The sequence below is a fragment of the Ruegeria sp. HKCCA0235A genome, from assembly GCF_013033235.1.
Classification (GTDB): Bacteria; Pseudomonadota; Alphaproteobacteria; order Rhodobacterales; family Rhodobacteraceae; genus Ruegeria.
Window position 1 is genome coordinate 64,444 of sequence record NZ_WQDQ01000010.1, and the last position, 24,326, is coordinate 88,769.

The 24,326-nt window shown below is 55.4% G+C and carries 22 protein-coding genes, 1 tRNA gene and 1 pseudogene; 11 read left to right on the forward strand and 13 right to left on the reverse strand.

Annotated elements, in window-relative coordinates:
- Window positions 1-33: 33 nt before the first annotated feature.
- Window positions 34-777: a hypothetical protein gene (locus tag GOW56_RS16720; protein WP_171170435.1), complete on the reverse strand. Its 744-nt coding sequence runs from the start codon at window positions 775-777 to the stop codon at window positions 34-36.
- Between the two features lie 353 nt (window positions 778-1,130).
- On the opposite strand from GOW56_RS16720, the gene parE reads away from it, so the two are divergent.
- The 3 genes from parE to GOW56_RS16735 all read left to right on the forward strand — a co-directional run bounded on the left by parE (window position 1,131) and on the right by GOW56_RS16735 (window position 5,211).
- On the forward strand, window positions 1,131-3,089 hold the full coding sequence (parE, locus tag GOW56_RS16725; protein ID WP_171206577.1) for a DNA topoisomerase IV subunit B: 1,959 nt from the start codon (window positions 1,131-1,133) through the stop codon (window positions 3,087-3,089).
- A complete protein-coding gene (locus tag GOW56_RS16730) occupies window positions 3,086-3,961 on the forward strand; it encodes a hypothetical protein (protein ID WP_171206578.1) in 876 nt (291 codons plus the stop codon). The genes parE and GOW56_RS16730 overlap by 4 nt, the downstream gene beginning before the upstream one ends.
- A 281-nt stretch (window positions 3,962-4,242) precedes the next feature.
- Window positions 4,243-5,211 (forward strand): UDP-glucuronic acid decarboxylase family protein, encoded by a 969-nt coding sequence (locus GOW56_RS16735; protein ID WP_171206579.1) that lies wholly within the window; start codon window positions 4,243-4,245, stop codon window positions 5,209-5,211.
- Window positions 5,212-5,294: 83 nt separating this feature from the next.
- On the opposite strand, the gene GOW56_RS16740 is transcribed toward GOW56_RS16735, so the two are convergent.
- A complete protein-coding gene (locus GOW56_RS16740) occupies window positions 5,295-5,906 on the reverse strand; it encodes a hypothetical protein (RefSeq protein ID WP_171206580.1) in 612 nt (203 codons plus the stop codon).
- A 210-nt stretch (window positions 5,907-6,116) separates the two neighbouring features.
- Here GOW56_RS16740 and GOW56_RS16745 point away from each other — a divergent pair, with 210 nt between their 5' ends.
- On the forward strand, window positions 6,117-6,398 hold the full coding sequence (locus tag GOW56_RS16745; protein ID WP_152457476.1) for a hypothetical protein: 282 nt from the start codon (window positions 6,117-6,119) through the stop codon (window positions 6,396-6,398).
- Between the two features lie 39 nt (window positions 6,399-6,437).
- On the opposite strand, the gene GOW56_RS16750 is transcribed toward GOW56_RS16745, so the two are convergent.
- Entirely contained in the window at window positions 6,438-7,277 is an 840-nt protein-coding gene (locus GOW56_RS16750) for a DMT family transporter (protein ID WP_171206581.1), read from the reverse strand.
- 98 nt (window positions 7,278-7,375) lie between these two features.
- Window positions 7,376-8,146, reverse strand: coding sequence for an alpha/beta hydrolase (locus GOW56_RS16755; RefSeq protein WP_171206582.1), 771 nt, complete (start codon window positions 8,144-8,146; stop codon window positions 7,376-7,378).
- Window positions 8,147-8,249: 103 nt separating this feature from the next.
- Between GOW56_RS16755 and GOW56_RS16760 the strand changes: the two are divergent.
- A pseudogene (locus GOW56_RS16760) lies at window positions 8,250-9,005 on the forward strand (hypothetical protein); the annotation flags it as partial.
- Window positions 9,006-9,012: 7 nt separating this feature from the next.
- Here GOW56_RS16760 and GOW56_RS16765 read toward each other — a convergent pair.
- On the reverse strand, window positions 9,013-9,687 hold the full coding sequence (locus tag GOW56_RS16765; protein ID WP_171206583.1) for a TIGR04283 family arsenosugar biosynthesis glycosyltransferase: 675 nt from the start codon (window positions 9,685-9,687) through the stop codon (window positions 9,013-9,015).
- 73 nt (window positions 9,688-9,760) lie between these two features.
- Here GOW56_RS16765 and GOW56_RS16770 point away from each other — a divergent pair, with 73 nt between their 5' ends.
- Both GOW56_RS16770 and GOW56_RS16775 read left to right on the forward strand, forming a co-directional pair.
- Window positions 9,761-10,498: a folate-binding protein YgfZ gene (locus GOW56_RS16770; RefSeq protein WP_171170419.1), complete on the forward strand. Its 738-nt coding sequence runs from the start codon at window positions 9,761-9,763 to the stop codon at window positions 10,496-10,498.
- A 113-nt stretch (window positions 10,499-10,611) separates the two neighbouring features.
- Window positions 10,612-11,553: an ABC transporter transmembrane domain-containing protein gene (locus tag GOW56_RS16775; RefSeq protein WP_171119462.1), complete on the forward strand. Its 942-nt coding sequence runs from the start codon at window positions 10,612-10,614 to the stop codon at window positions 11,551-11,553.
- A gap of 54 nt (window positions 11,554-11,607) precedes the next feature.
- Here the strand turns inward: GOW56_RS16775 and efp are convergent, their stop codons facing one another.
- Window positions 11,608-12,171 carry an elongation factor P gene (gene efp / locus GOW56_RS16780; protein ID WP_152457470.1) on the reverse strand — a complete coding sequence of 188 codons (564 nt, stop codon included), beginning with the start codon at window positions 12,169-12,171 and terminating at the stop codon, window positions 11,608-11,610.
- A 218-nt stretch (window positions 12,172-12,389) separates the two neighbouring features.
- Here efp and GOW56_RS16785 point away from each other — a divergent pair, with 218 nt between their 5' ends.
- Window positions 12,390-12,710 carry a DUF6280 family protein gene (locus tag GOW56_RS16785; protein WP_037310273.1) on the forward strand — a complete coding sequence of 107 codons (321 nt, stop codon included), beginning with the start codon at window positions 12,390-12,392 and terminating at the stop codon, window positions 12,708-12,710.
- A gap of 87 nt (window positions 12,711-12,797) precedes the next feature.
- On the opposite strand, the gene GOW56_RS16790 is transcribed toward GOW56_RS16785, so the two are convergent.
- Window positions 12,798-13,367 carry a cobalamin biosynthesis protein CobQ gene (locus GOW56_RS16790; protein WP_171119461.1) on the reverse strand — a complete coding sequence of 190 codons (570 nt, stop codon included), beginning with the start codon at window positions 13,365-13,367 and terminating at the stop codon, window positions 12,798-12,800.
- A gap of 62 nt (window positions 13,368-13,429) precedes the next feature.
- On the opposite strand from GOW56_RS16790, the gene GOW56_RS16795 reads away from it, so the two are divergent.
- On the forward strand, window positions 13,430-14,887 hold the full coding sequence (locus GOW56_RS16795) for a cobyric acid synthase (RefSeq protein WP_171206584.1): 1,458 nt from the start codon (window positions 13,430-13,432) through the stop codon (window positions 14,885-14,887).
- Between the two features lie 3 nt (window positions 14,888-14,890).
- Here GOW56_RS16795 and GOW56_RS16800 read toward each other — a convergent pair whose 3' ends face one another.
- The 3 genes from GOW56_RS16800 to GOW56_RS16810 all read right to left on the reverse strand — a co-directional run bounded on the left by GOW56_RS16800 (window position 14,891) and on the right by GOW56_RS16810 (window position 17,904).
- Window positions 14,891-15,664, reverse strand: coding sequence for a hypothetical protein (locus GOW56_RS16800; RefSeq protein ID WP_171206585.1), 774 nt, complete (start codon window positions 15,662-15,664; stop codon window positions 14,891-14,893).
- A 73-nt stretch (window positions 15,665-15,737) separates the two neighbouring features.
- Window positions 15,738-17,156, reverse strand: a complete 1,419-nt coding sequence (locus tag GOW56_RS16805; RefSeq protein ID WP_171170416.1) for a TolC family outer membrane protein — start codon at window positions 17,154-17,156, stop codon at window positions 15,738-15,740.
- A gap of 94 nt (window positions 17,157-17,250) precedes the next feature.
- Window positions 17,251-17,904, reverse strand: a complete 654-nt coding sequence (locus GOW56_RS16810) for a protein-L-isoaspartate O-methyltransferase (protein ID WP_171170415.1) — start codon at window positions 17,902-17,904, stop codon at window positions 17,251-17,253.
- Between the two features lie 225 nt (window positions 17,905-18,129).
- Here GOW56_RS16810 and GOW56_RS16815 point away from each other — a divergent pair.
- Window positions 18,130-18,203 (forward strand) — tRNA-Cys (locus GOW56_RS16815).
- A gap of 15 nt (window positions 18,204-18,218) precedes the next feature.
- Here the strand turns inward: GOW56_RS16815 and GOW56_RS16820 are convergent.
- Window positions 18,219-19,376, reverse strand: coding sequence for a tyrosine-type recombinase/integrase (locus GOW56_RS16820; protein ID WP_371807918.1), 1,158 nt, complete (start codon window positions 19,374-19,376; stop codon window positions 18,219-18,221).
- Window positions 19,377-19,941: 565 nt separating this feature from the next.
- Here GOW56_RS16820 and GOW56_RS16825 point away from each other — a divergent pair.
- Window positions 19,942-20,568 carry a helix-turn-helix transcriptional regulator gene (locus GOW56_RS16825; RefSeq protein ID WP_171206586.1) on the forward strand — a complete coding sequence of 209 codons (627 nt, stop codon included), beginning with the start codon at window positions 19,942-19,944 and terminating at the stop codon, window positions 20,566-20,568.
- A 199-nt stretch (window positions 20,569-20,767) separates the two neighbouring features.
- On the opposite strand, the gene GOW56_RS16830 is transcribed toward GOW56_RS16825, so the two are convergent.
- A complete protein-coding gene (locus tag GOW56_RS16830; protein WP_171206587.1) occupies window positions 20,768-22,147 on the reverse strand; it encodes a hypothetical protein in 1,380 nt (459 codons plus the stop codon).
- A gap of 3 nt (window positions 22,148-22,150) precedes the next feature.
- Window positions 22,151-24,301: an ATP-binding protein gene (locus tag GOW56_RS16835; RefSeq protein ID WP_171206588.1), complete on the reverse strand. Its 2,151-nt coding sequence runs from the start codon at window positions 24,299-24,301 to the stop codon at window positions 22,151-22,153.
- Window positions 24,302-24,326: the final 25 nt, after the last annotated feature.

Genomic DNA, 24,326 nt, shown 5'->3' on the forward strand with positions numbered 1-24,326 from the left:
GTGACGGCGCGAGGGAATCGCGCCCGGGTGTCTTCAAGCAGTGCCGGTGACAACGGCGCGGGGCGTGATATTGACCAGCCTACGTTTCCCGGTTCGCACGGCACGATACAGCGCCTCGGTCGCAAAACGCGGTGTCGATGCATCAAGTTGCCGGTAGGCAAGTAACGGAGCGATGATTTTGTGCGCCTTGCCCAGTGCTTCCAGCGGGTCGGGAATCTTCACGGGCTCGATCAAACTTGGATCGATCCCGGCGACGGATTTGCCTTTGGCTTTCCCAGGAAATCGACGCGCGATTTCCGATGCCTTGACCCTGGCCACCTTCACTTTGGAGGTGGAATAGCGCACTTTTCGCATCGGCAAGGACAAGGGAGACAGGTCAGGGCGTTTCGAAGCCTCATCGACCAGCTTCAACTCGTCGAAAAGTACCACAGCAAGATCGTGTTCCTGCCCGGGATCAAATTCATGCCCGGACGCGGCGAAAATCTTCTTCCGCAAGCTTTTGCGTTCAACGATCTGTTTCTTGGAGAACCGCGCTCTGTCCTCCAGCTCAAGTCGGCCAGACAGGTCCAATTCGAACCCAAGCTCCTCAAGCGCCAACACGGGGTTAATCAGCGCAGCACGAGCAAGCTCTGGGGTGACATTCAAACGGGCAGCAATATCATGCACTGCTGCTTGAACGTCCTGAAACGTAGCCATAGCAGCCTTCCAATTACGAAATAAACGTAACTCTTGAACGCTTGGAACTGATAGATAGATACTTTGGGATTCTTCCTTCACGATATATTTTTAAAGCGATTCCGTCAATGAGCCGGAGACGCAGCAAGGCTGACTTCAACCCGATCGCGTAACGGTATTTGTCGCGTCGCTGGTTTTGTCGGACGGGTTTGTCGTGAAATATGCGGCCCGGAATACAGGCCCTGACCATCTATCGACAATGGCAGTGCGGGACCTTCCCGCGCCACGGCCAGGGGTGGTGGTTTCAAGCAAAACCGCCAATCGGGACGCCGCCACACTGTGCGAGCATCCCGCGGCCCCACGCCTTCAATCCGTCCACAACACCTCGCGCCCCTCTTCCCCCGGACCACATCACCTGCCATAATGGGGGAAACTCAAAAACAAGAGCAGCACCCATGCCCGACGATCTGTTGACGCCAGAAGCGACCACAACTTATGACGCCTCCTCGATCGAGGTGCTCGAAGGTTTGGAACCGGTCCGCAAGCGACCTGGTATGTATATCGGCGGCACGGATGAACGCGCTCTGCACCATATGGTGGCCGAGATCCTCGACAACTCGATGGACGAGGCAGTGGCAGGCCATGCCAACCGGATCGAGGTGGAACTTCACGCCGATTACGCCCTGACCGTGCGCGACAACGGGCGCGGCATTCCGATCGATCCGCACCCCAAGTTCCCCGACAAATCCGCACTCGAGGTGATCCTGTGCACCCTGCACGCGGGTGGCAAATTCTCGGGCAAAGCGTATCAGACCTCGGGTGGTCTGCACGGCGTGGGCGCCTCGGTGGTGAATGCGCTTTCGGATTCGATGGTCGTTCAGGTGGCCCGCGACAAGCAACTTTATGAACAACGTTTCTCGCGCGGTGTCCCCTTGGGCCCAGTGGAAAAGGTCGGCGCCGCCCCCAACCGGCGCGGTACCACAGTCACCTTCCACGCTGACGACCAGATCTTTGGCCACCACCGGTTCAAACCCGCCCGCCTGTTCAAATCCATCCGGTCCAAGGCCTACCTGTTTTCGGGCGTCGAGATTCGCTGGAAATCCGCCATCGATGACGGCGAGACGCCCACCGAGGCCACCTTCCACTTCCCGGGCGGGCTGTCGGACTACCTGAAAGAGACGATGAATGGCTCATCGACCTATGCCGACCAACCCTTTGCCGGAACCGTGGATTTTCAGGAGAAATTCGGAACCCCCGGCAAGGTCGAATGGGCGATCAACTGGACGCCCTCGCGCGACGGGTTCATCCAATCCTACTGCAACACCGTCCCCACGCCCGAAGGGGGCACCCATGTGGCCGGGTTCTGGGCCGCGATCCTCAAGGGGATCAAGGCTTATGGCGAGTTGATCAACAACAAGAAAGCCGCCCAGATCACGCGGGAAGACCTGATTGCCGGGGGCTGCGCACTGGTGTCCTGCTTCATCCGCGAGCCGGAATTCGTCGGCCAGACCAAAGACCGCCTTGCCACGGTCGAGGCGCAGCGGCTGGTGGAAAACGCGGTCCGCGACCACTTCGACAACTGGCTGGCCGCCGACACGAAATCCGCCGGCGCGATCCTCGACTTCCTGATCCTGCGGGCCGAAGAACGCCTGCGCCGACGGGCCGAGAAGGAAACACAACGCAAGTCCGCCACTAAAAAACTTCGTCTTCCCGGCAAGCTGGTGGACTGTTCCAGTTCAACACGCGAAGGCACCGAACTATTCATCGTCGAGGGCGACTCGGCCGGCGGCTCGGCCAAAATGGGGCGCGACCGCAAAACGCAGGCCCTACTGCCCTTGCGCGGCAAGATCCTCAACGTGCTGGGCGCGGCCAGTTCGAAACTGGGCACCAATGCCGAGATCAACGACCTGACGCAGGCGCTGGGCGTGGGGCTGGGCAGCAAGTTCAACCTCGACGACCTGCGCTATGACAAGGTCATCATCATGACCGACGCGGATGTGGACGGGGCGCATATCGCGTCCTTGCTGATGACGTTCTTCTTCACCCAGATGCGGCCCATGATTGACGCAGGCCACCTTTATTTGGCCTGCCCGCCTCTGTATCGTCTGACCCAAGGGGCCAAACGGGTTTACTGTCTGGACGAGGCCGAGCGGGATGAGTGGCTTGAGAAAGGTCTGGGCGGCAAGGGCAAGATCGACGTGTCCCGCTTCAAGGGTCTTGGTGAGATGGACGCCAAGGACCTGAAAGAGACCACGATGGACCCCGCGTCCCGGAAATTGATCCGGGTCACCATCGACGAGGACGAACCCGGCGAGACCGGCGATCTGGTCGAACGTCTGATGGGTAAGAAGCCCGAACTGCGGTTCCAGTATATTCAGGAGAACGCGCGGTTCGTGGAGGAGTTGGATGTTTGAGGGTAGGAACGTGTTGGCTTTGTGGACAGAAGGCGAACCTTCATAGCAGCCACGTTATCCCCAAGTTTGTTTTTCGTTGGTTAATCAATACCGGTGGAACTCCATTTTTACGGGCCGGAGCTAACCCAAATAAAAGGGTGCAGGATGGCGATAGGCACTACCTGTATTGCTCAGAATGCGAAACAACACTTTCAACGTGGGAGCAAAAAGCTAAAAAGCGACTGTTTGACGCTGCTACTGGAAGTGGTGAAATACCGGCAAAGTATGGCTCTTGGCTTTCTCGCTTTGCCTGCTCTCTAGCCCTACGAACTGTACAATCTCAGTTGTATCGAGGAATCGAAAACAAATATGATCCATCTTCGCTGGATCTTTTGTTTAAAGCCGAGAGAAGCTGGAAACAATTTCTTACCGGCTCGTCCAAGCATCCCGGAGAGTATAGCCAATACTTTCTCCACCTTGGGTATTTTGATGGCTTTAATGACCCATCTTTGCCGTCAAACTGGAATACTTGGGTAAAACGGTCCGTTGAAAGGGACACAATTTACACTCCAAGTGGCAGTTTTCTTGCCACTTACGTTAAGCTAGGTCCAATCATCTTCTTCGGCAAAATACGCGACGACAAGCAGATTTTGGGGAAAAGCTTCGTGCGCTGTTCAGAGGGCGAGTTTCCGCTTCCTGACACCTTGTTGAACTCTGCGACATGGAGTCTGTTTAAAGATAGAGCGTCATCGGCGCAAAAAATCTTGAGTGCTATGTCGGAAAAACAAAAACAACTTGTTGGCAGACAAATCTTTAAAGACCCAGAAAAATTCTTGAACTCAGGCTTAGCGGAAGCATTGCTTCAGGACTTCGAGAAATTTGGCGGAAGTTGACAATCGTAAAATTGGCGCGTGTGCTATCACGTCAACTGTAACGAAATGAGTGAACATCCCTTCTACCTCAAAACTAACCTCGCGCCCGCCTTGGGGGGCGGGTTAGGCGCGTGCTTGATGCCTTGCATCAAGCTTGGCCGGATAGGAAGACGCACCAACACCACACGCGCCCTCAAAAAACCAAAACCTACTGCAATTCAAACGCCTTCGGTTTACAAATCAAACCAAGACCCGGCTTCCCCGTGACATGCTGGCTTGGATTTAACGATTAAGGATTTGCAATGGCCCGCCTTTATGACAGTCGAAAACGTGTTCTCGTAACCGGTGGGGCCGGGTTTCTGGGCTCGCATCTGTGCGACAGGCTTCTGGATCAGGGGCATGAGGTTTTGTGCGTCGACAACCTGTTCACCGGCACCAAGCGCAACATTGACCATCTGCACAACAACCCGCGGTTCGAGTTCATGCGCCATGATGTGACCTTCCCTCTGTTTGTGGAGGTCGACGAGATCTATAACCTCGCCTGTCCTGCCTCGCCCGTGCATTATCAGCACGACCCGGTGCAGACGACCAAGACCAGCGTTCACGGTGCGATCAACATGCTGGGTCTGGCGAAGCGGCTGAAATGCAAGATCTTTCAGGCCTCAACCTCCGAGGTTTATGGCGACCCGACCATCCATCCGCAGACCGAAGATTATTGGGGCAACGTCAACCCGGTTGGCCCGCGATCCTGCTATGATGAGGGCAAGCGCTGCGCCGAGACCTTGTTCTTCGACTATCACCGGCAGATGGGGTTGGAGATCAAGGTCGCCCGCATCTTCAACACCTACGGGCCCAGAATGCACCCGGCAGATGGGCGCGTCGTGTCGAACTTCATCATGCAGGCCCTGACGGGTGATCCGATCACGATCTTTGGCGACGGTACGCAGACCCGGTCTTTCTGTTACGTGGATGATCTGATCGAAGGGTTCATCCGCCTAATGGAGACCGGCGCGGACGTGACCGGCCCTGTCAATCTGGGCAACCCCAACGAATTCTCGATGAACGAGCTGGCCCGCGAAGTGCAGGCCCTTGTGGGGGCCGAGACCCCTGTCAGTTTCAAGGAGTTGCCAGAGGATGACCCGAAGCAGCGCCAGCCCGATATCACACTGGCGCGGACCCTGCTGGGCTGGGAGCCCAAAGTGCAACTGAAAGAAGGGTTGCACGCAACCATCCGGTATTTCCGCGATCTTCAGGCCGAAGGCGAGACCTAGGGCCAAGGCCCGGTTTAGAATCCGGGCACGCCCCCAGCCCCTGTCCTGCCCCGGCGCTTGCAGAACCTTCGCAAAGCATCGCCTTATTCGAAATCTGCCTGATCCAGCAGCGTATAGGTGAACTTGTTGCCAAACGCGTCGCGCCCGGCTTCGCATTTCAGCAGAAACTCGGCAAAGTGACGCTGATCGGCGAATACCTGACACCCGGCGGAATAGATCGTATTCGCAGTGTCATCGTCACCGTTGTTTGGCCCCTTGTGCAGATTTATGCCGAACATCCCGCTTTGAGGATTAACAAGGTTCAGGTTTCCATCCCTGTTGTTGTCCCGAAACACGGTAACGGTTCCCAGCCTTTGACACAGCGCCTTATGGCCTCCGGGCCGGCCTCGTTTATGAATATCGATCTTGTAGCAGGACCGATATTGCCCCGGCGCCAGAATGGCCGTCCCATCCGGGTTTATCGGGTTCTTCAGGTAGTGATCGCTGGGATCGGCCGTCATCGGGTAATACGCTATATCCCAAACGCCAAGAAACCGGTGGAACACCGTCATGACATCATCGAATTTCTTGGGTGAAACCGGGTGGGCGCGAATGCCCACTATGTTCAGGTTCCAATCGACAGTGGGGGTGTCGAAAACCACAAAACCTTTTTGGGACATGACGTCCATAATCGCTTGCACAGAGGGTCTGAACATCTCTCAATTCTCCTTAAACAATGCGGCCATGTTACCACAGAAGTGACCGACCGTAAAAATCGCCCCCTTGGCTTGTCGCTGCGCGTGTAGGATTTTCGTTGCCTAACCCGTTGATCTCGTTCAAACTTGCTGAAACAAGAAACCATGATTGAGGTCCGGGCGTCCAAACCCTTTTTGATCGACAACAGATTTGCAGGACGAGAGGACGACATGAAAACACTGACCTATGGGCTGGCCTTTGCCATGCTGGCAACCCAGGCCCCGGCGCAACAGACGCTTAGCCTGGCATCTCCGATCCCGGACGGGGCGGAAACACGGTTTTGCTATTACAAGGGGCTGGCTTATTCCCCGGATTCCTTCATCGTGATCTTTGGCGACAACACCGTGACTGACACGATCAACACGCGCGAGGAACGCCTGCTGCGATGTGTAAGCAGCGACAAGGGCACCATGCACTGGAAGCCACAAAGCACGTTTCAGGTCGGCCGCTAAGCCAGAAATATCACTGTCGCCCTGGGCTTTTCAGCCGGATCAGACCGCCAATCCGATCAGGGCGACACCCACGGCCATGAGCACCGCGGCACCCAACCGTCGCGCCCAGTTGCCTTCCTTGAGGAATACGAACCCGATCAGTGCGGCAAAGATGACCGAAGTTTCCCGCAGCGCCGAAACCGCGCCCAGCGGTGCGAAGTTCTTGGCGTACAGCACCAGACCATAAGCTGTCATCGATACCAGCCCGCCAAGAATGCCGATCATCCACACTTTGGCTGGCAGGTCTTTCAGGGTCGCACGTTTCCGCACCCCGACAAATCCGGCAATGAACAGGTGCAGAAACGCACCCCACGCCCAATAGCTGAGCGTGTTACCCGACAGCCGAACACCGATCCCGTCAACGACCGAATAGATCGAAATGCAGAACCCGGTGCCCAGCGCAAACATCAGTGCGGTGCGTCCAACGCCCGAGCGCAGAGCTTTCCAACTGCTCAGCTGGATACCCAGGGCAATCAGGGCGATACCGGTCCAGGCCTGAAAAGGCAGCACTTCTCCGACCAAGGCCATTGCCCAAAGCGAAACCAGCGCCGGGACAATTCCACGGGCGATGGGGTAGACCACACTCAGATCACCATGCTGATAGGCTTTTCCCAGCATGAAGTAATAGCCGAAATGCACAACGGTCGAGAGCAGGATGTAAACAAAGCTCTCAGGGTTTGGCAGTGGCAGCAGCATCACCATGAGTGCCCCAGGCAGCACTTGACCCAAAGCGACCAAACCCAGCATGGTGGTTCGATCCGCCGCTGTCTTCACGATTGCATTCCACACCGCGTGCAGCAAAGCAGCCGAAAGAATAATAAGGACAACGAACAGGGTCATGTCCGGACCTTTCCCGCAGAGATTTCGCGCCAAAAGGGTCAACTGCCCCATTCAATTGGCGCCATGTCTGCAAAGGGTGGATCGTTGTCAAGCCCGTTTCAGATCACCTGGGTTGTCAGCCATTTCTCGATCTTCGAGGCCGGCCCTTCCCAACCCGGCTCCATGAACAGGAAATGCGCATGATCTTTGACCAGCAAAAAGGTTCCGCGATCCCCATAGCGCGTTGCCAGTGCGCGGCAGGTATCGGGGTTAACAGCCCTGTCTTCGGCACCCGAGACCACCAGAACCGGGCAGTCAACCTTGTCGAAATCAACCTTGATCGCGTGATGGTCATCGAACATCCAAAAGAACATTTCAAACATCACGCGCCCGCTTTCCGCGCCCAATTGATCGAATACAGCGTGCTGCTGCGCCTCATCCATCTTGTTCAAGGCGAATGGGGCCATCAAATCGAACCCGACCCGCATCGGCTGCTTCCAGAATGGGCCGCCTTCCATCAAGGTGCGCGGTACAGCCCGTTCATCATCGGTTTCGGGCAAAGTGCCCCAAGGCGCATTGGGATTGATCAGAACGATGGCACTGGCCAAACCACGAGACGCCACTTGTTGCGCCACCACCCCAGCAATGGCATGCCCCAAAATGACAGGTTTGCGGTCCAGTCCCTGAACAAAATCGGCGATGTCATTGGTGTAGTCCATGACACTGGCATCAGTCAGACCCGGGTCGGGGTCCGCTTTCGGATCACCGTCATGGTAACGCAAGGCAGGAACGTGAACCGTCCAACCTCGGTCCCGAAAGAAGGCCGCGTAATCCTGCATGCACCAAGGTCCGGCAAATGCTCCGTGGATAAGAACGATTTCTTTGGTCATCGAAGTCCCCCCTGCGCTGCCTACAGTATGGGGATATGGTAAGACGTTACAACTGCCCGTGATCCCTGTTGCAGGACGGGTCACAGGTCCTAAGATTGGACGCATGAGTTTTGTGACCGACAATCAATTGCCGCTGCTGATCCTTTTCTTTGTCATCGGCTCAATCGGCACTGCCTTTCTGTTTCGCAAACCGGCAGGGCACCGGGCGTGGAAACTGGCTGATCTGGTATGGGTTGTGCTGGGTGGCATCGGGGCATTGGTGGCTGTTTTGGCCGGGCTTTACACCTCGGACAGCTCGCGACTGGACCGACAGATCGACGTGGCCTATGCCGCGACGCTGGCATTTGACAGGGATGCGGCCCGGTTCCGCCTGCGGTTCTGTGATCCGGCCTTTGATCCGGATACCGCCGTTTTATGCGAAAAGGTTGAATTCCTTTCAGCTTCGACCGCCAGCAACTCGGAACTGCCCCTGTTCATCGCGGTCACGAACGAAGTGGCCCCCCTACAGGGACTTCACTTCCTGGTTGGGGGTCAGTCCAAGGACGAAAAGGACGAAATACGTGACATGGCCGCCAAGGCCGATGCCTTTGACATCGACCAGTTCCTTGTCTTCACTTCACTGGACGAAAACACACAGACCGCCATTGACAACATGCGTCGCAAGGTTCCCGCGATTGCTGGCGACTACCTGATACTTGCGCAGAGCTACGACGACCTGATCGCGCAGGTCGGGAAGCTGAAAGAAGAATGGGAATACCTACAGGACAATGCTCATATTCTTGTCCTGCAAATCGTGGCCCTATGCCTTGTCAGTTTTGCGGCACCGTTTCGGCTAGGGAAATCCGTGGTCGAGTTGCGCACCACGCTCAGCGACGATACGTCTGCGCCAAAGCTTGCGGGTCAGCCCCAAGAAAGTAACGCAGAAGAGTCCACAGGTTCCGAGCACCGCGCCGAATCCACCCCGCCCGCTCATACCGCTCCGCACTCGTAAAGGCGCGTGTGTTCAGAACAGTTACCTTTGGCAACGCGCGCACCAAAGCCACATCTTCCATCAACGGCTGGTCGGGAAACCCGCCTGCCGCTTGATAGGTGTGACGCGGAACCAGCACTCCCTGATCTCCGTAGGGCAATCCCAGCATCCTGCTGCGCAGATTGGCCCAGCCAGCCACCCAGGCCGGCGCAATCCCGCGCGCGCGGAACGCCAGCTGAAACGCGGCAGGTTTGGCTGAAGGCAGGTGGGCGCTGACGGTCTCGCTCCACCCCTGTTGCAGCACTGTATCCGCATGAAGAATCAGCAGCCAATCCCCTTTGGCCTGCGCGCACCCTCGGCGCAGCTGGCCGCCTCGGGATGGTGGGCCGGTCACGACCGTCGCACCGGCCTCTTCCGCAATATCCGGCGTGTGATCGGTTGAGCAGGCATCGCTGATGATCAATTCCCGAATCAACCCGGCATGCACCCCTTCCATCAAAGCCCCAAGACATTCGGGCAAAGCATCGGCGGCGTTGAGGGTCGGGATTACGACGGTAATAGGCGCGGGCACGTCTGATAACCTCTGGTCTTGGCATCGGAACTTCCTATATCACGAGGCCTGAGGAAATGACGAGGACCAAGCCATGCCCACCCGCCGCATTCTGCGCCTGTCCGGCTCGGATACCGAAAGCTTTTTGCAGGATCTGATTACCAACGACATTAAGGGGTTGGACAACGGGTTGGTCTACACCGCTCTGCTTACTCCGCAGGGAAAGTACCTGGCGGATTTCTTCCTGAAACGAGATGGCGACGGAGTTCTTCTGGATGTGGCCGAACACCTTGCGGATGATCTGGTCAAACGTCTGACGATGTACAAGCTGCGTGCGGATGTGACGATCGAGGGAACCGATCTGAACCTGCAACGTGGCACCGGAGCCGCGCCGGAAACCGTCCTGCCCGATCCCCGCCACCCGGACATGGGCTGGCGCAACTACTCCCCCGAACCCGAAGGTGATGATGGAACCGACTGGGATGCACTGCGCGTCCGGCACTGCATTCCCGAGTCAGGCATTGAACTGACCCCGGACAGTTACATCCTGGAATCAGGGTTCGAAGCGCTGAATGGCGTGGATTTCAAAAAAGGATGTTATGTCGGGCAGGAAGTGACCGCGCGCATGAAGCACAAGACCGAATTGCGCAAAGGTCTGCGACGCGTCGTTGTCCAGGGCTCGACCCCGGTGGGGACCGAGATCAGTGCAAATGGCAAACCTGTCGGAACATTGTACACACAGGCCGGCGGAAACGGGATCGCGTATCTGCGATTTGATCGCGCAGGCCCTGAGATGCAGGCCGGAGACGCCACGGTGCGCCTGGAGGACTGAGCCCACCTTGTTGCCAAATCGGCACGACCCGCGCATCAGCTTGTATCGAAAAGTTTGAACCCGTTGTCCTGCACTGCCACAGTGCAGGCAAACAGGACAAACCGGATACCCGCATGTTTCGACTTTATTCTGCGATCTGGCGCGCCAGTGCGGGGCGACAGATCATCCTCATCATGCTGTCCGTCGCAATTGCGGGCCTTGCCGCCGTGCCGCTAGAGTTTCAGCGCGACATCGTCAATCACCTGACATCCGACGATGTCGGGACTGAAAAACTGATCCAACTAGGCATCGGCATGATGGCCGTCATCCTGCTGAGCCTCGCCCTGAAATGGGTACTGGGCTATCGCGCCGGAACCTTGGGCGAAGACATGATCCGGCTGATCCGCCAACGCCTGCTTTGGCGTTCGACCGACCTGAAGGATTCAGACGAAGGCCTGCGCAAAGGCACCATGACCACCGCCATTTCGGCCGAAGCCGAAGAGTTGGGCAAGTTTGCCGGTGGAGCCTTTTCGGATCCGGTCGTTCAGATTGGAACGCTGATCAGCGTCATCGGTTATATCTCGTCCACGCAACCAGGTCTGGGGCTGATTGCGTTGTCAATGATCGTGCCGCAAATCATCATCGTTCTGGTCTCGCAGCGCAAAGTGAACACTTTCGTGGCGGAACGGGTTCGCATTCTGCGCGGTGCCACCGACCGACTGACGACCGAGGATATCGAAGCCGTTGAGCGGGATATCAACATCATGTTCGATGACATTTACGACACGCGGCGGCGGATGTTCCTGTGGAAACTTTCGGCAAAGTTCCTGCTGAGCGTGATCAACGGGGCCGGCACCGTCGGCATCCTGATGCTGGGGGGATATCTGGTCTTGCACGGCAAAACGGATGTGGGCACCGTGGTGGCCGCCACCAGTGGGCTCAGCCGCATTCAGGGACCCACTGCCTTTCTGATCGCATTCTATCGTCAGGTCAGCGCCAATCGTATCAAATACGAATTGATGCTGGAATTGTTCGGCCCGGATCCAACCCGCTATCGCTATCGACCCAACGCATAAGAAAAGACCGCGCGGCGGGCGCCTGCGCGGTCTGATGCGTAACGTGACGAAACGTCACGCGCGTTCGGAATATTCCATCGTTTCCGTGTTCACGACGATCATTTCGTCCTGGCCGATGAAGGGGGGAACCATGACTTTCACGCCATTGTCCAGCACCGCGGGCTTGAAAGAGTTCGCCGCCGTTTGACCTTTTACCACCGGTTCGGTCTCGACGATCTTGCAGGTCACTTTCTGCGGCAACGTCGCGTTCAGCGCCTCGCTTTCGTAGAATTCGACAACAATGGTCATGCCATCTTGCAGAAACGGACGGCGGTCACCCAGTAATTCTGCTGGTAATTCAATCTGTTCGTAGGTTTCTGAATCCATGAACACCAGCATTCCGTCGGATTCATACAGGAATTGCTGATCCTTTTGCTCCAGACGCACGCGTTCGACCTTGTCCGCCGAGCGGAAGCGTTCGTTCAATTTCGAGCCATTGCGCAGGTTGCGCAGTTCTACCTGTGCAAAAGCCCCGCCTTTGCCCGGCTTAACATGGTCGACCTTGACCGCTGCCCACAGGCCACCGTTATGCTCAAGCACATTGCCGGGGCGAATTTCGTTCCCATTTATCTTGGGCATTACATAAATCCTTCACAAACGGTTGATGCATCAGTTGCGGTCCCTATATCTGGCGGGATCACACCTGACAAGACAACGACACCTAGTGCTGCAGGTGCAGCGAGCCATGCAAGTGACGCAACGCAACTATGCATTTTAGCTGTATCCGAATCGCACCTAATCGGTCATAAGGACCCTCACGCCGAAAATGCAAGAGCAAGAACAACAAGGAAGACGAGATGAGAGATTTCGTTGACGGCACTGCCTTTAACAATGAGCAAGGCAATCGTGCGCGCAAACTTTTCGCGGCCGTTGTCCTGGCTGCGCTTGATGATGCTATCGCCGATGACAAGAAATACGGCAATGGCCCCGAACAAATCGCCCGCTGGGCGCGTTCGCGCGATGGGCGCGAAGTTCTGTCCTGCGCAGGAATTGACCCGAACGAACGGGTTGTAAGCGGATTGATGGAATTCGTTGGACGCGGCGTCCGTACCTCGGTCGCCCTGTCGCGGGAAGAAAGCGAACGCCGCAACGCTGCACAGCAGGCCGAAGCTGCCTGAACCAAGGTAGATTTGGATTGAACAAACGCGCTCTGCCTGTCAGAGCGCGTTTTTCTATACCTGATCGTCAGGTATGAAGCCAATGGCTCAAAAGAACAACAACCATTGACGCACCACCCAGAATTCAGCCGCCAGCATGGTTGCGAACAGGGCTTTGCCCCAAACCGGCAATCCACGCTGCCACAGCAGAACATATGCAGCCAGACAGACAAAGGCTGACACCGGTGCCACCCACAAAGCATGATGGTCGCTGTCCCAATAGCTGACAGGGCTTTGGAACACCCAGTCGCTGATGGGCCAGAACTGTGGCCGTCCGTCGCCCGCATGAAGCAGGAAATCTGTCGCAAGATGCAACAGACCCGCCGCTGCACCGACAGCCAGAACATGCCAACCTCTCCAGACTGCCAGCAGGAATGCCAGCCCCCATAGGATAAAGGAATTGTCTATGGCGAATACGGTCTGCCACGCCGGGGAAAAGTAAAGCTGCCCGAAGACCACCTGCTCGGGGATGCCCAGAACAAACAGGGATACGCCCGCCATCACGTATAGGGACAGATCCGGCAATAACGCTCCCAGCAGCGCAGCCCAGAGGACAGGCCCTTGCGGCGGCCGGGCGAACACGGCAGCCCCGATCAAAAGATGCGCAGGCGTATTCATCCGGGGCTTTCCCTTTCGGCTCAAATCAGATCATCTGCGCCCAGACTTATAGGAGACAAGGCATGGTTCGCGCCATCATGATTCAAGGGACCGGCAGCAATGTCGGAAAATCGGTTCTGGTGGCGGGGCTGGCGCGCGCCTACACGCGCCGGGGCCTTCGGGTCGCGCCGTTCAAACCACAAAACATGTCGAACAATGCAGCCGTCACCGAAAACGGTGGCGAAATTGGCCGCGCACAAGCCCTTCAGGCCCGCGCGGCAAAGCGGGCAACACACACGGACATGAACCCTATTCTGCTCAAACCCGAGACGGATACCGGCGCGCAGATTATCGTTCAGGGGCAGCGCGCTGGCACGATGAAGGCCGGTGACTATCGCAAGGACAAATCCAAGCTACTGGGCGCAGCACTGGAAAGCTTTGACAGGCTCTGCGCCGACGCTGATCTGGTTCTGATCGAGGGCGCTGGCAGCCCGGCTGAGACCAACCTGCGCAAAGGTGACATCGCCAATATGGGATTTGCCCGTGCAGCGGACATTCCTGTTGTTCTGGTCGGGGACATCCATCGTGGCGGGGTGATTGCGCAGATCGTTGGGACTCAGGCCGTTCTGGACGAAGGCGACGTGGCGCAGATCAGGGGTTTTGCCATCAACCGTTTCAAGGGCGACGTGTCCCTGTTTGACGAAGGCCGTGATGACATCTCGGCCCGAACAGGCTGGCCCTGCCTTGGGGTTGTGCCCTGGTTTCACGACGCCTGGAAACTGCCGGCCGAAGACATGATGGACATCCGTTCCCATACAGGCGGCGCGTGCAAGGTCGTTGTGCCCCAACTGGAGCGTATGGCCAATTTCGACGATCTCGATCCGTTGTCTGCCGAGCCCGGCGTGAGCGTCGAGGTCATTCCAGGCGGACGTCCCCTGCCCGGCGATGCGGATCTGGTTCTGCTTCCCGGCAGCAAGTCCACGATCGGAGATCTGAGCTATTTTCGTGCACAGGGCTGGGATATCGACCTGTATGCACATGTTCGCCGCGGTGGACATGTCCTGGGGTTGTGCGGCGGCTATCAGATGCTGGGCAAGACCATTTCCGATCCTGATGGCGTGGACGGCCGGCCGGGCAAAGTTGATGGATTGGGGTTGCTGAACGTCGATACCGTAATGGGCGGGCAGAAACAGGTCATCCTACGTTCCGCCCATGCCCTACCAGACCGAGAACCGGTCAGCGGATACGAAATCCACATGGGCCATACCGACGGCCCGGACCGCGCCCGCGCATGGCTTGAGGTCGAAGGCAGACCAGAAGGCGCCGCCAGCAGCAACGGCCGGGTCAAGGGCAGCTATCTGCACGGAATTTTCTCGTCAGACGCATTTCGTGCCCGCTATTTGTCAACGCTGGGCGTGACGTCGGACATTGCCTACGAAGACGGGGTAGAGCAGGCGCTGGATGATCTGGCCGATCATCTGGAGCGCCACATGAATCTTGACCTGATGCTGAGCCTGGCACAGCCACCACAGCGCGGCTGAGTCTTATCCCAGATCTTTCGCGGCGAGCGCGCGCGCGATTTCCCGCCGAACCATTTTGCGCACGTTTCGCGTGATCCGCTCGCCCATCGCGCCTTGCAACTCCTGGCGGACAACTTCCGCGATCAGCTCACGCAATGTTTCTTCATCCAAATCCGTTGTCGAAACGTCTTCAACGACTTCAGTGGCACGATCGGATTCAGCCGGTCGTCCCGCCCGGATGAACTCTGCGTTTTGTATCGAAGCGGACTCGGGTTGAGGATCGTCCGTATCTTCCTGATCAGTCAGAACGACGGTCCTTGCGGCCGCAAACTCCTCTTCGACGTTCCACGGCAGGGAATGCGTCGGTGTGCCGGAATAGGCGTCTGCGCTGTCGCCATCCGGCTCCCATTGATCCTCGGTTTGCGCAATCGCCGCTTCCAGCGCTTCGATCTTGGCACTCAGGCTGATCGCGGGATCATCGGTTGAGCCGGTTTCCGCGGAATGCCCCTCGGTCGCGTCATCCGCAGTGTTGGCAGGATCACCTGCCCTGACGATGTCGCAGGCACGCAGCAGCATCGGCTTGGCCGAGTCGGCAACATCAGGAGACGGCTTGGCGGGCATGATCTCGGACTGAGCGGGTTTGCTGATGCGCAGCGCGTCCGTCAGCACCAAACGCCCCGGCTTGCGCGTTGCACCCTGTTGATCCGAGGAGGATTTACCGCGACTGTCTTCACTGACCAGACGTTTGACCGAAGACAGAACGTCTTCGATCCCTGCTTTCACGACATTATCAGACATTGTTCTCTACCGCTCTATCGTTGGATCGAGTGTAGCCAAACAATCCGAGCCCTACAACAAATAGTATTGCCGGTCAGTCCCGACGCAACGCTTTGAGGACTCGATCCAGATCCTTGCTCTGTTTGCTGACACGCGCGGGGGCTTTCTTGACCAGATTATAGTACAAAGTCGGGTCATAGATCTGAACCGCCAGGCCAAGACGTTCTGCCGTCAAAAGGCCCTGCGCCTGCAACAGCTGATACGCTGCGCGGGATCGTTCCGTTCGCGACGCCACTTCGGCCAGCTGCGCGTCCAGCAAATCCTGCTGAGCATTCAGAACGTCCAAAGTGGTCCGGGCACCCAAGGTCGCTTCTTCCCTGATGCCATCAAATGCCACCTGCGATGCGCGAACCCGTTCCGTCGATGCCCTGAGGCTGGCACTGGCTGCCTGGAACGCTGCATACCGGTCCGTAACGCCCTGTGTGATATTCTTTTGTACGTTCAGAAGATTCGCACGAGACGCATCCCGATTTGCCATAGCGCGCCGCACATTCGCGGCCAACCGGCCACCGGCGTAAATCGGCTGTGTAAAGTCCAGCGACACGGTCGCGTCGTTCACATAGTCGTTGTTGTCATAGCTTTCACGCACACCCGCATCAGCATTCAAACTGACATTCGGCCCAAGGTTGGCCCGCTGCTGCTGTACAATCAGGTCAAAAGCGCGGACCTGATGCTGCGCCGACAGAATCGCCGGGTGGTTGCGTTGCGCGAGGCTGATCGCTTCTGCCTCACTCCGTGGCAGATTGGGCAGGCTGGGTTGACCGGCCGTCCGCCCCGGCGCCTTGCCGACCGCATTGACATATTCAGCCTGCGCAATGCTCAGTTCACCACGAGCGACCGCCAGATCAGCTTGAGAACTTGCCAACTGCGCCTCTGAAAGCGCCACGTCCGTGCGCGTTACTTCGCCAACCTCGAAGCGATCATTTGATGCGCGAAGCTCTTCCGCCGAAACATCCACGTTGTTCTGGCGAATTGCGACTGTTTCTTCCTGTAGCAGCACGCCCAGGTAAGCATTTGCAGCGCGGATAAGCACCTGTTGCTCAATGTCGATTAAGGTTTGCCGGGTCGACAGAACCGTCTCCTGCGCCGATTGCTTGCCCAGAACCGAAGCGCCACCATCATACAGAAGCTGAGTTAGCCCCAGACCGGTGAAAAACCGGGACGGCTCGGTCGTTGTGACCACATTGTTGGTCCGAGACCGGGTATAATCCTGGCTGACCTGTACAGTCCAGTTGATGATTGGCCGCAATGCAGAAAGCGCGATTGCCACGTCTTCATCTGCCGCGCGCAGCAGCGCCCGGTTCTGCTCCAGCAAGCCGCTTGTATTATACGCGCCGATGAAGGCGTCTGTTATGTTGTCAGCCCACACCGGACGCCCTGGCATAACGCTGATGGCAAGTCCTGCGGTCACTGCGAATGCCCTGACCAGCTTGCCTGTCGCTGAACCACGCATACCGAAATCCTCTCAAACGAAATTACACTGCCCTGAAGGCAGTTTGCGGTCTTCTTTTCAACTAATCAAGGCGCCAGCAGAATCTATCGGCGAACTATAGCGAAAATGCACACTCCGCCGAAAAGCTCTCTAGTATCGGTGCACTGGCGTTGAACGCATCCCGCCAGCTGACCCGGCCTCCGGTCTTTCGACCGATCCGCACAGTTCCAAGATTGCCTTCAACAAACAGGCATGCAATCCGGCCATGTTCCTTGAGCTGATCCAACAGCGCGTCGGGAATCCGTTCAACACCGCCCTGCACCATGATCGCATCGTAAGGACCGTGCTCAGCCGCACCCTGATCCAAAGGACCGGCGTGGATAATGGCATTGTCCACATCGGCCTCAGCCAACAGGCTTTGCGCCTCGGACGCCAGCGAGTCGTCGCTTTCCACACCAACAACCAACTGGGCCATACGCGCGGCAACCGCAGTGGAATACCCCGTCGCCGGAGCGATATCGAGAATCATCTCGTCGTTCGAAATGTTGAGCGCATCCAGCATTTTAGCAAGCGTTCTCGGCTCGAGCATACAGCGCCCGTTGCCCAGATCGATCACACTGTCGGCATAGGCGGCCTCACGCTGTGCGTCAGGCACGAAGTTTTCGCGCGGGACGTTCAACATCGCCTCAATTATCGGGAACTTTGTAACATCCGAAGGCCGGATTTGCGTATCAACCATAGTGCGGCGCCGGGCAGCGAAATCTGTCATAGGATCTCTCGAGTCATTCCCAAAGTTACCCGGCTTTTGCCACATCCTGAAACGCCCAGCAACGGCCCTGTTGACGCAACCCCCCTACGCCCATGCGTTTGCGGTTGCGGGCTTCGGCAAATTTCAATCTCGTCGACAAAATTGCGCGCAATCCTCTGGACGCCCCTTGGGAAAGCTGCTAAAACCCCACGCACACCACGGCAAGTATTTGATTTTACTTGTAAAGGCGAGTTGGCGGAGTGGTGACGCAGCGGATTGCAAATCCGTGTACACCGGTTCGATTCCGGTACTCGCCTCCATTTACTTTCAGTCACTTAGCCCTCTCCTCTGTTTGCCCCATTGGGGCCGTTTACAATAGCGTTTACAGTTTTGTCCTCACGGCGCTGCTTTTCGCGCTCCAGTAAATCGAGGACTTCCGCACTCTCAGCAGGTGAAACGGCGGCATAATGTTCGATCACAGCGGCGGCGTAGCGAAGCGACCAGCCCATGTGATTTGCGATTTGGTTAAGGCCCAGGCCTGCACGCAAGAGTCGCGTTGCAGCCGTTCCGCGCGTATCTTGGAGCCTGAGCGTCGGATCGCTCAGCCTGTCGGTAATGCGAGCCCGGTAGCGTGCGATAGCTCGACTTGCAGACGTGGGCTTGAGCGGTTTGTTTCGATCATTGACCAACAAAACAAGCTGATCCGCCGGTGTTTCATCGATCAGTTGCCGAAGTTCAGGCGTCACAGGAATATGTGCCACACGCCCCCTCTTCTGCGTACGAACCAGAAAACGATCGATTCCATCGAAGCTTTCAAGGTTGCCCCGCGTCAATCGCACAAGATCTGCAGGCCTAAGCCCGGTTTCGCATGCGAGCGTCATCACGCGTTGCACCCAAGGCGGTGCGGCTTCTTTGAAATACCTTTGGTCGGCGTCCGTCCAAACTATCTCTGCCCGGTCTACTGTATAGATGCGGTGGAGGCGATCGCAGAAGTGCGCCGCAATCTTTCCTTCATCCCTCGCCCAATTGAGGATGCGCACCGCGACTGTGCCGGCGTAGTCATGCTGCTTTGGCGAGTCTTTCCACTTCGCCCTCCACTCGTTGAGTTCACCCCTAGACTTTGGGTTTTCCCAAAGTTTCGCGGGATCATCAGCGAACTCCGCTGCAAAGCGCAGAGCCCATTTTCGATAATCCGCTTGTGTGCGTTCGCCCTTCGGCATTGCAGTACTATCGAGAAAACCGTCCACCATCTCGGGCGTCATGTATTCTGCGGCAAACCTGAACTTTGCTTTCTCGGCAAAAGCTATAAGAAACTCAGGTTCGCGAGGCTCCTTAACGGAAGACTCCCAGAATTTCGGGCCTCCGCCACGCCAAGCGTAAAAATGAAATTTCACGCCTTCCACGGTATCGCGGCGAACACGATGCACACCCTTTGGCAAGCTACTGCGCGGCACGTCTTGCCCTCCTTTGCGCAACAAGATCAACTTTATCACTTTGCATCTCATCGACGCTTTGCAGACCCTGTGCTTGATCCAATCTTAGACGAACGAGTTTGGGATCAAAAAAATTCGGGTTCCGCCTCAACGGGATGATGTCCAGAGACCGACAGAAGTTGCGGAATGCATCGTTCGGAGCAGCAAATCCAAGCGCGGCTGCAAGATCGTTAGATGATACTAGCCTTATATCTTGAGAGCTGCTCGACACGGAAAAACTAGCCTCTTGTCTGACTTGCAGAGGCTGAAGCTTCAATGCACATGAGCGCCTCGATGTGACTGGAGGTGAGCATCATAGCTCGACCAAGTGAGTAAAACTGCCCATGCTCACGAGCCAGGCTTCGAAGAGCTCGCGCAGAAACAGAAGCGCCGGATTTCTGCAGTCTTTTACACCACTCTTCAGGTGTTGCCATATCATCGATTGCAATCAAAGCTGCATCCTCCAAACTGCGTCTAACCGCAAGTTTCTACAAGTTTTTGTGCGATACCAGTGGTAAAATACCCGCTGTTGAAGTTAAGCTCTATTTGAGCACAAGTGTGCGCAACCAAGGGTAGGACTTCTCCAATGGATCGCGACTTCAAAACCCAATTTAAGGCAAAAATTGTAGCCGAGAAGAAACGTCGAACCCGAAAACTTAACCAACACCGAAAGAGCGGGTCTTCGGATTCCTTTCCATATCTTCAGAAAGAGGATGCAAATCGACGCAAGGCAAATCGCAATCGCATCTGCGTTTCAGAAGGCCTTACCAAGTGCCGAAAGATGCGGAAACAAAGTCAGACCGAATTTGCTGAGTTTTTGGGGATATCAAGACGTGCATTGGTGAACTACGAAAACGGAACGAGGCCCGTCGGCAGTGATATTCTTGAAAAACTGCTATCAGATGAACGCATCGATCTACACAGTGTATTTGATTTAGCTCCGGAGCCAGTGCCAATTCGGGATCGACTTCAGATTGCGGAACTGACGGTTAATCTGTTAGCCGCTTGCCTCAGACAACACCCCAACGCCGATTTGAATGATCTGTTTTCTGCGGTTAAGCACCCAGTTGGTTGGTGGCCGAAGTCCACGAGAATGTCGTCACAAAACATTGAAAAGGCTGCCACAAAAATCTTAGATCTCTTGGATCAGGAGTATTTGGAGCTACACTCTGATGACAATCACACAGTACAAAACAGTGAAGCCAACATTTGATCCAACTAGCCAAAACGTCGCCGTGGCGCCACCGACAACAGCAAATCTGATTTCCGTATCAGCCTACTGCCGGAAGCCCAAACTCGCCCATCCACATCGGAGTTTTTCTCTCTAACACTGCTGTTAACTTGTGCCGCGTGCTTCTAACTCGAATACTTTGGGATACAGTAAACTTCTGGTCATCGGCGAACAACCTAACTCAGTCGTCGGGACTCATGGTGAGAATACCGGGTCTTGAAATGTGGCGAGCAAATTCTTGTGTCAACTTTGAAGCCAATTCCTCCCTCAGCCGATAGACCGCATTCCAGTTTGTAACATCTCCCCGTTTCGCGCTGAAAGTACAATTTAGGAAGACAGACAGCTTGCCCGGCACCAAGTCGTCGCCAACCAAAATACTGGGTGTCTTCCACTCCAGTCCAGATTTGCTGCTCTTCTTGGCATGGAGTTTGGCGCTATCGACTCTAGAGCCATCAGCGTTTTGGTATGGCCATTCCAAAGCTAAAAGGTAAAGCAAAGGACCATCCTTAGGCTGTGCATGGTCGCATGAAGCCCCAATCTGGACGAGCCGCAAAGCACACTTTTCCCAATCCTGTTCGTGCATTCCGAAGAAGGTGTCTTGGCGGAATTTTTCGACCGAGAGATCGAACAAATCGCTCAAAGTATTTTGCTCATTCTCAAATGGAAATTCGATAACCGCGCCTAAGTCAGTGGGTAGTATTGGCGCGCTATTGGGCGAAGTGGCTCGAGACACATGGATGGCTGTATTGATTGCGGCTTGCACTGGAATAGACGCAAATTTATCAGGGTGGGACACAATAGCGCTTTTCCAAGCGTCTCCCGCATCACCTTGTGGATCATGTTCGGTAATCCTATCCGCCAGAATAGGAACCAAAACGTGGTTGATTGCCTCTCTTGGGTTTTCTTCGGCCCGATCAATACCTGCTCCCGCCTGGGACAGCCGATAGAGCACATTTCCCAGCTCCTTGCTGAAATCATCGGAAGAACGCTTGCTCATCGGCACTAAGTTCACGATTGACCTTAGAACAGCGCCAGCGGCAACAGCGACGTCAGTCTCCCAACTCAGAAGTGCTTTCATTTGTGGGTTCTGGGAAAGCCGACTTACTATATCTTCTTGAAGTTTAACAGGATTTTTGACCCTTCCATCGTTTGTGTCAATGTACTCACCCTTCTGAAGCGCAGCAAAAAACACTGGTAAGTAACGGGCTTCATCACCTGTAAAGCGCTCGAAAAGACTGGCTTTTAAGGTCTCCAAATCTGGCTCTTCAGCCCACAAGATTAGACCATACGGGCCGCTATCGGGGCAGATAACTTTGGTGATGACATCCTGTATCGCAGTAACGGCAACCTTGTTGTCCGCGGTTCCGAAAGTCGCCCCTGTAACAAGGTTCTGATCTAGAAAAAGGATTCTTGTACCGGGCAACGCAGTCCACTCACCCACGGCCTCGTCTTCGTATAGTTTTGAGTGACAGTCTATTCGAAGCGAATCCAGTGTTTCCTTGATACCTCTCAAATGATGCTCTTTGTCGTCCACGACGACAAACTTGGAATGCAGAAACATCAATTAGTCCTTCAAATCAGCAAATTGGAGCGCAATAATCGCCCCCTCAAATTCATCAGGCACATCCGCTTCTGAAAAGTCAGGAAACACAAGCGCCCCATCGTTTAATTCCATAACCATATTTGCGTAGTAGAGCCCCATGCCCATACCTTCAGGCCTTCTTGTATAGAATGGGCGTACTAGTTCAGAGGGCGCGTCCCGGAACCCCGGTCCAGTATCAGCGATGATGACAGCTGGACCGCCTTCGAAATCCTCGTCAATGCCTATGTATAGTGCGCGTCCAGTATCGTCCTCGTTCGGCCACTTGGCCCGCATCCAATAGATCGCATTGTCGATGATGTTCGTAATCGCACCCAAGGTTAAGCCATAAGAACAAGACACTGTAACTTCGGGGGCGTCATCTTCGACAGCTGGGCAATTCAGACGTACGTTATGATGCCTGAAACGAATTTGGTTCAAGTCTCGCGCGCGTCGGATGAGTTTCCTCAAATCCACGGGCTTGCGATCCTTCTTGCGTAACAGGTCGGAGAACCCGTCGAGAAGCTTCATCATCTCTTCGACTTGAGATGCGACATTTTCCATCTCAGGATGGTTTTCCATGTTTTTGTACAGAGACCTAACTCCTTGTTCGATCTCGTGAAAAACCACGGCTAAGCTGGTCCCTGAGATACCAGTAGCCAAAAGTCGGTTCTTCATTTCAACGTATTCATGCTCTATGCGATCCAGCAGTGGATCAATCTTGCCTGAAAGGTTGTTTTTGCTGGCGATAACCCGAATCTTTGAGACCGGCTCCATAATACTGCGGACCTCGGGGTCTTGGACGTCGCCTAAGAGCTCTCTTATAGCTTTACGGTCAACTTCGCGTTCTCGTTGAAGCGGGTCGATCGCTCCCAACACTACTTGCTTAAACCGTTCGTAAGCATCATTTTCAATGAAGCCTTCACGATTAGATTTCTCAACTAGACCAGGACTTCCATCCTGATCTATCGAAACGTGCCCTACCACGATATTGCGACTAAGCCCTCTTGTTGGATTGTTAACCCGCTTCAAATCCAAGCCCAGCCAATCATTGCTTCGTTCACCATAGTCGTAAACACGTATTCCATCTCGGTAGACACGGATACCTCCGTTTTCGTCCAAGAAGTCTTTGATTAGCTTTGTCTCTCCCATCTGTTTTGCAATGCGGGGTGACAGATCAAAAACGTAAAACTCCCCAGAGACCGGCCCAATACCTTCGATTGTCGTTAGATCAGCAATCACCTTTCGCAGGGTGGTGGATTGCGCTTTACCACTGAAAAGCGGATCGTCGTCATCGGCTTCATGAGGTGGCACAAGTAGTGAAACCTCTTCTTCTTCGACTTCGCGTGCTTGACGCTGGATCCCCGGAATTCCTCTGAACAAGTAGTGGTACTCGAAGTTCTCACCATCAAACTTGAAGGTGTATTTCCAGGGCGCTCGTTTTAGCAATTCTACTGGATCAGGCAGCCGCTCTATCCATTGTGGAACATCTGGCACCTGAAGAATTGCTTTGAAGTCGTCTCTTCCGACTTGGCCGAATGGCGATGAAATGGATGTGACTTGACGATACAGACGGCGTATCTCACCTCTAGTCCATCGTTTTTCACGCAGCTCCAATATTTGTAGCTCGGTGCCGGTCTTCTCGCCCGTGAAAACCTCAGGTTCGCGCAACTCGATGTCGACTTCAGCATCAGAAAGAAACTCGTGCTCGATCATCTTATTCCAGTCAATATCGACCACGACTTCTTGTTCGCCCGCAGCGCGGGTTACCATGCGTATTTTGTTCCCAAGCTTATGCACCGACAGTCGACCTAAACCCTTGGATCCGAGAGGCAATCGGCCCTTTGCGGTTCGCTCTTTCTTAGCCAGCTGTTTTTCTTTGTGATCGTGAGCGATTACGAGCCAAATATCTTTGACTGTTTCTGGTGACATTCCAGTGCCATCATCCGAAACCCGAATAGATGGATGCCCGCTACCAATTCCAGCAATTTCGACTACGACTTCTGAAGCATCGGCATCATATGCATTTTTAACTAGTTCGAATACGGCTAGGCGGGGTGTACCAATTAATTGATCACCAAGATGTTGAAGCAGTCGAGCACGTGGCCGAAAGTGCCTATCAATTTTGGCTTGCATGGGTCTCTAATATTCCCTTTTGGGC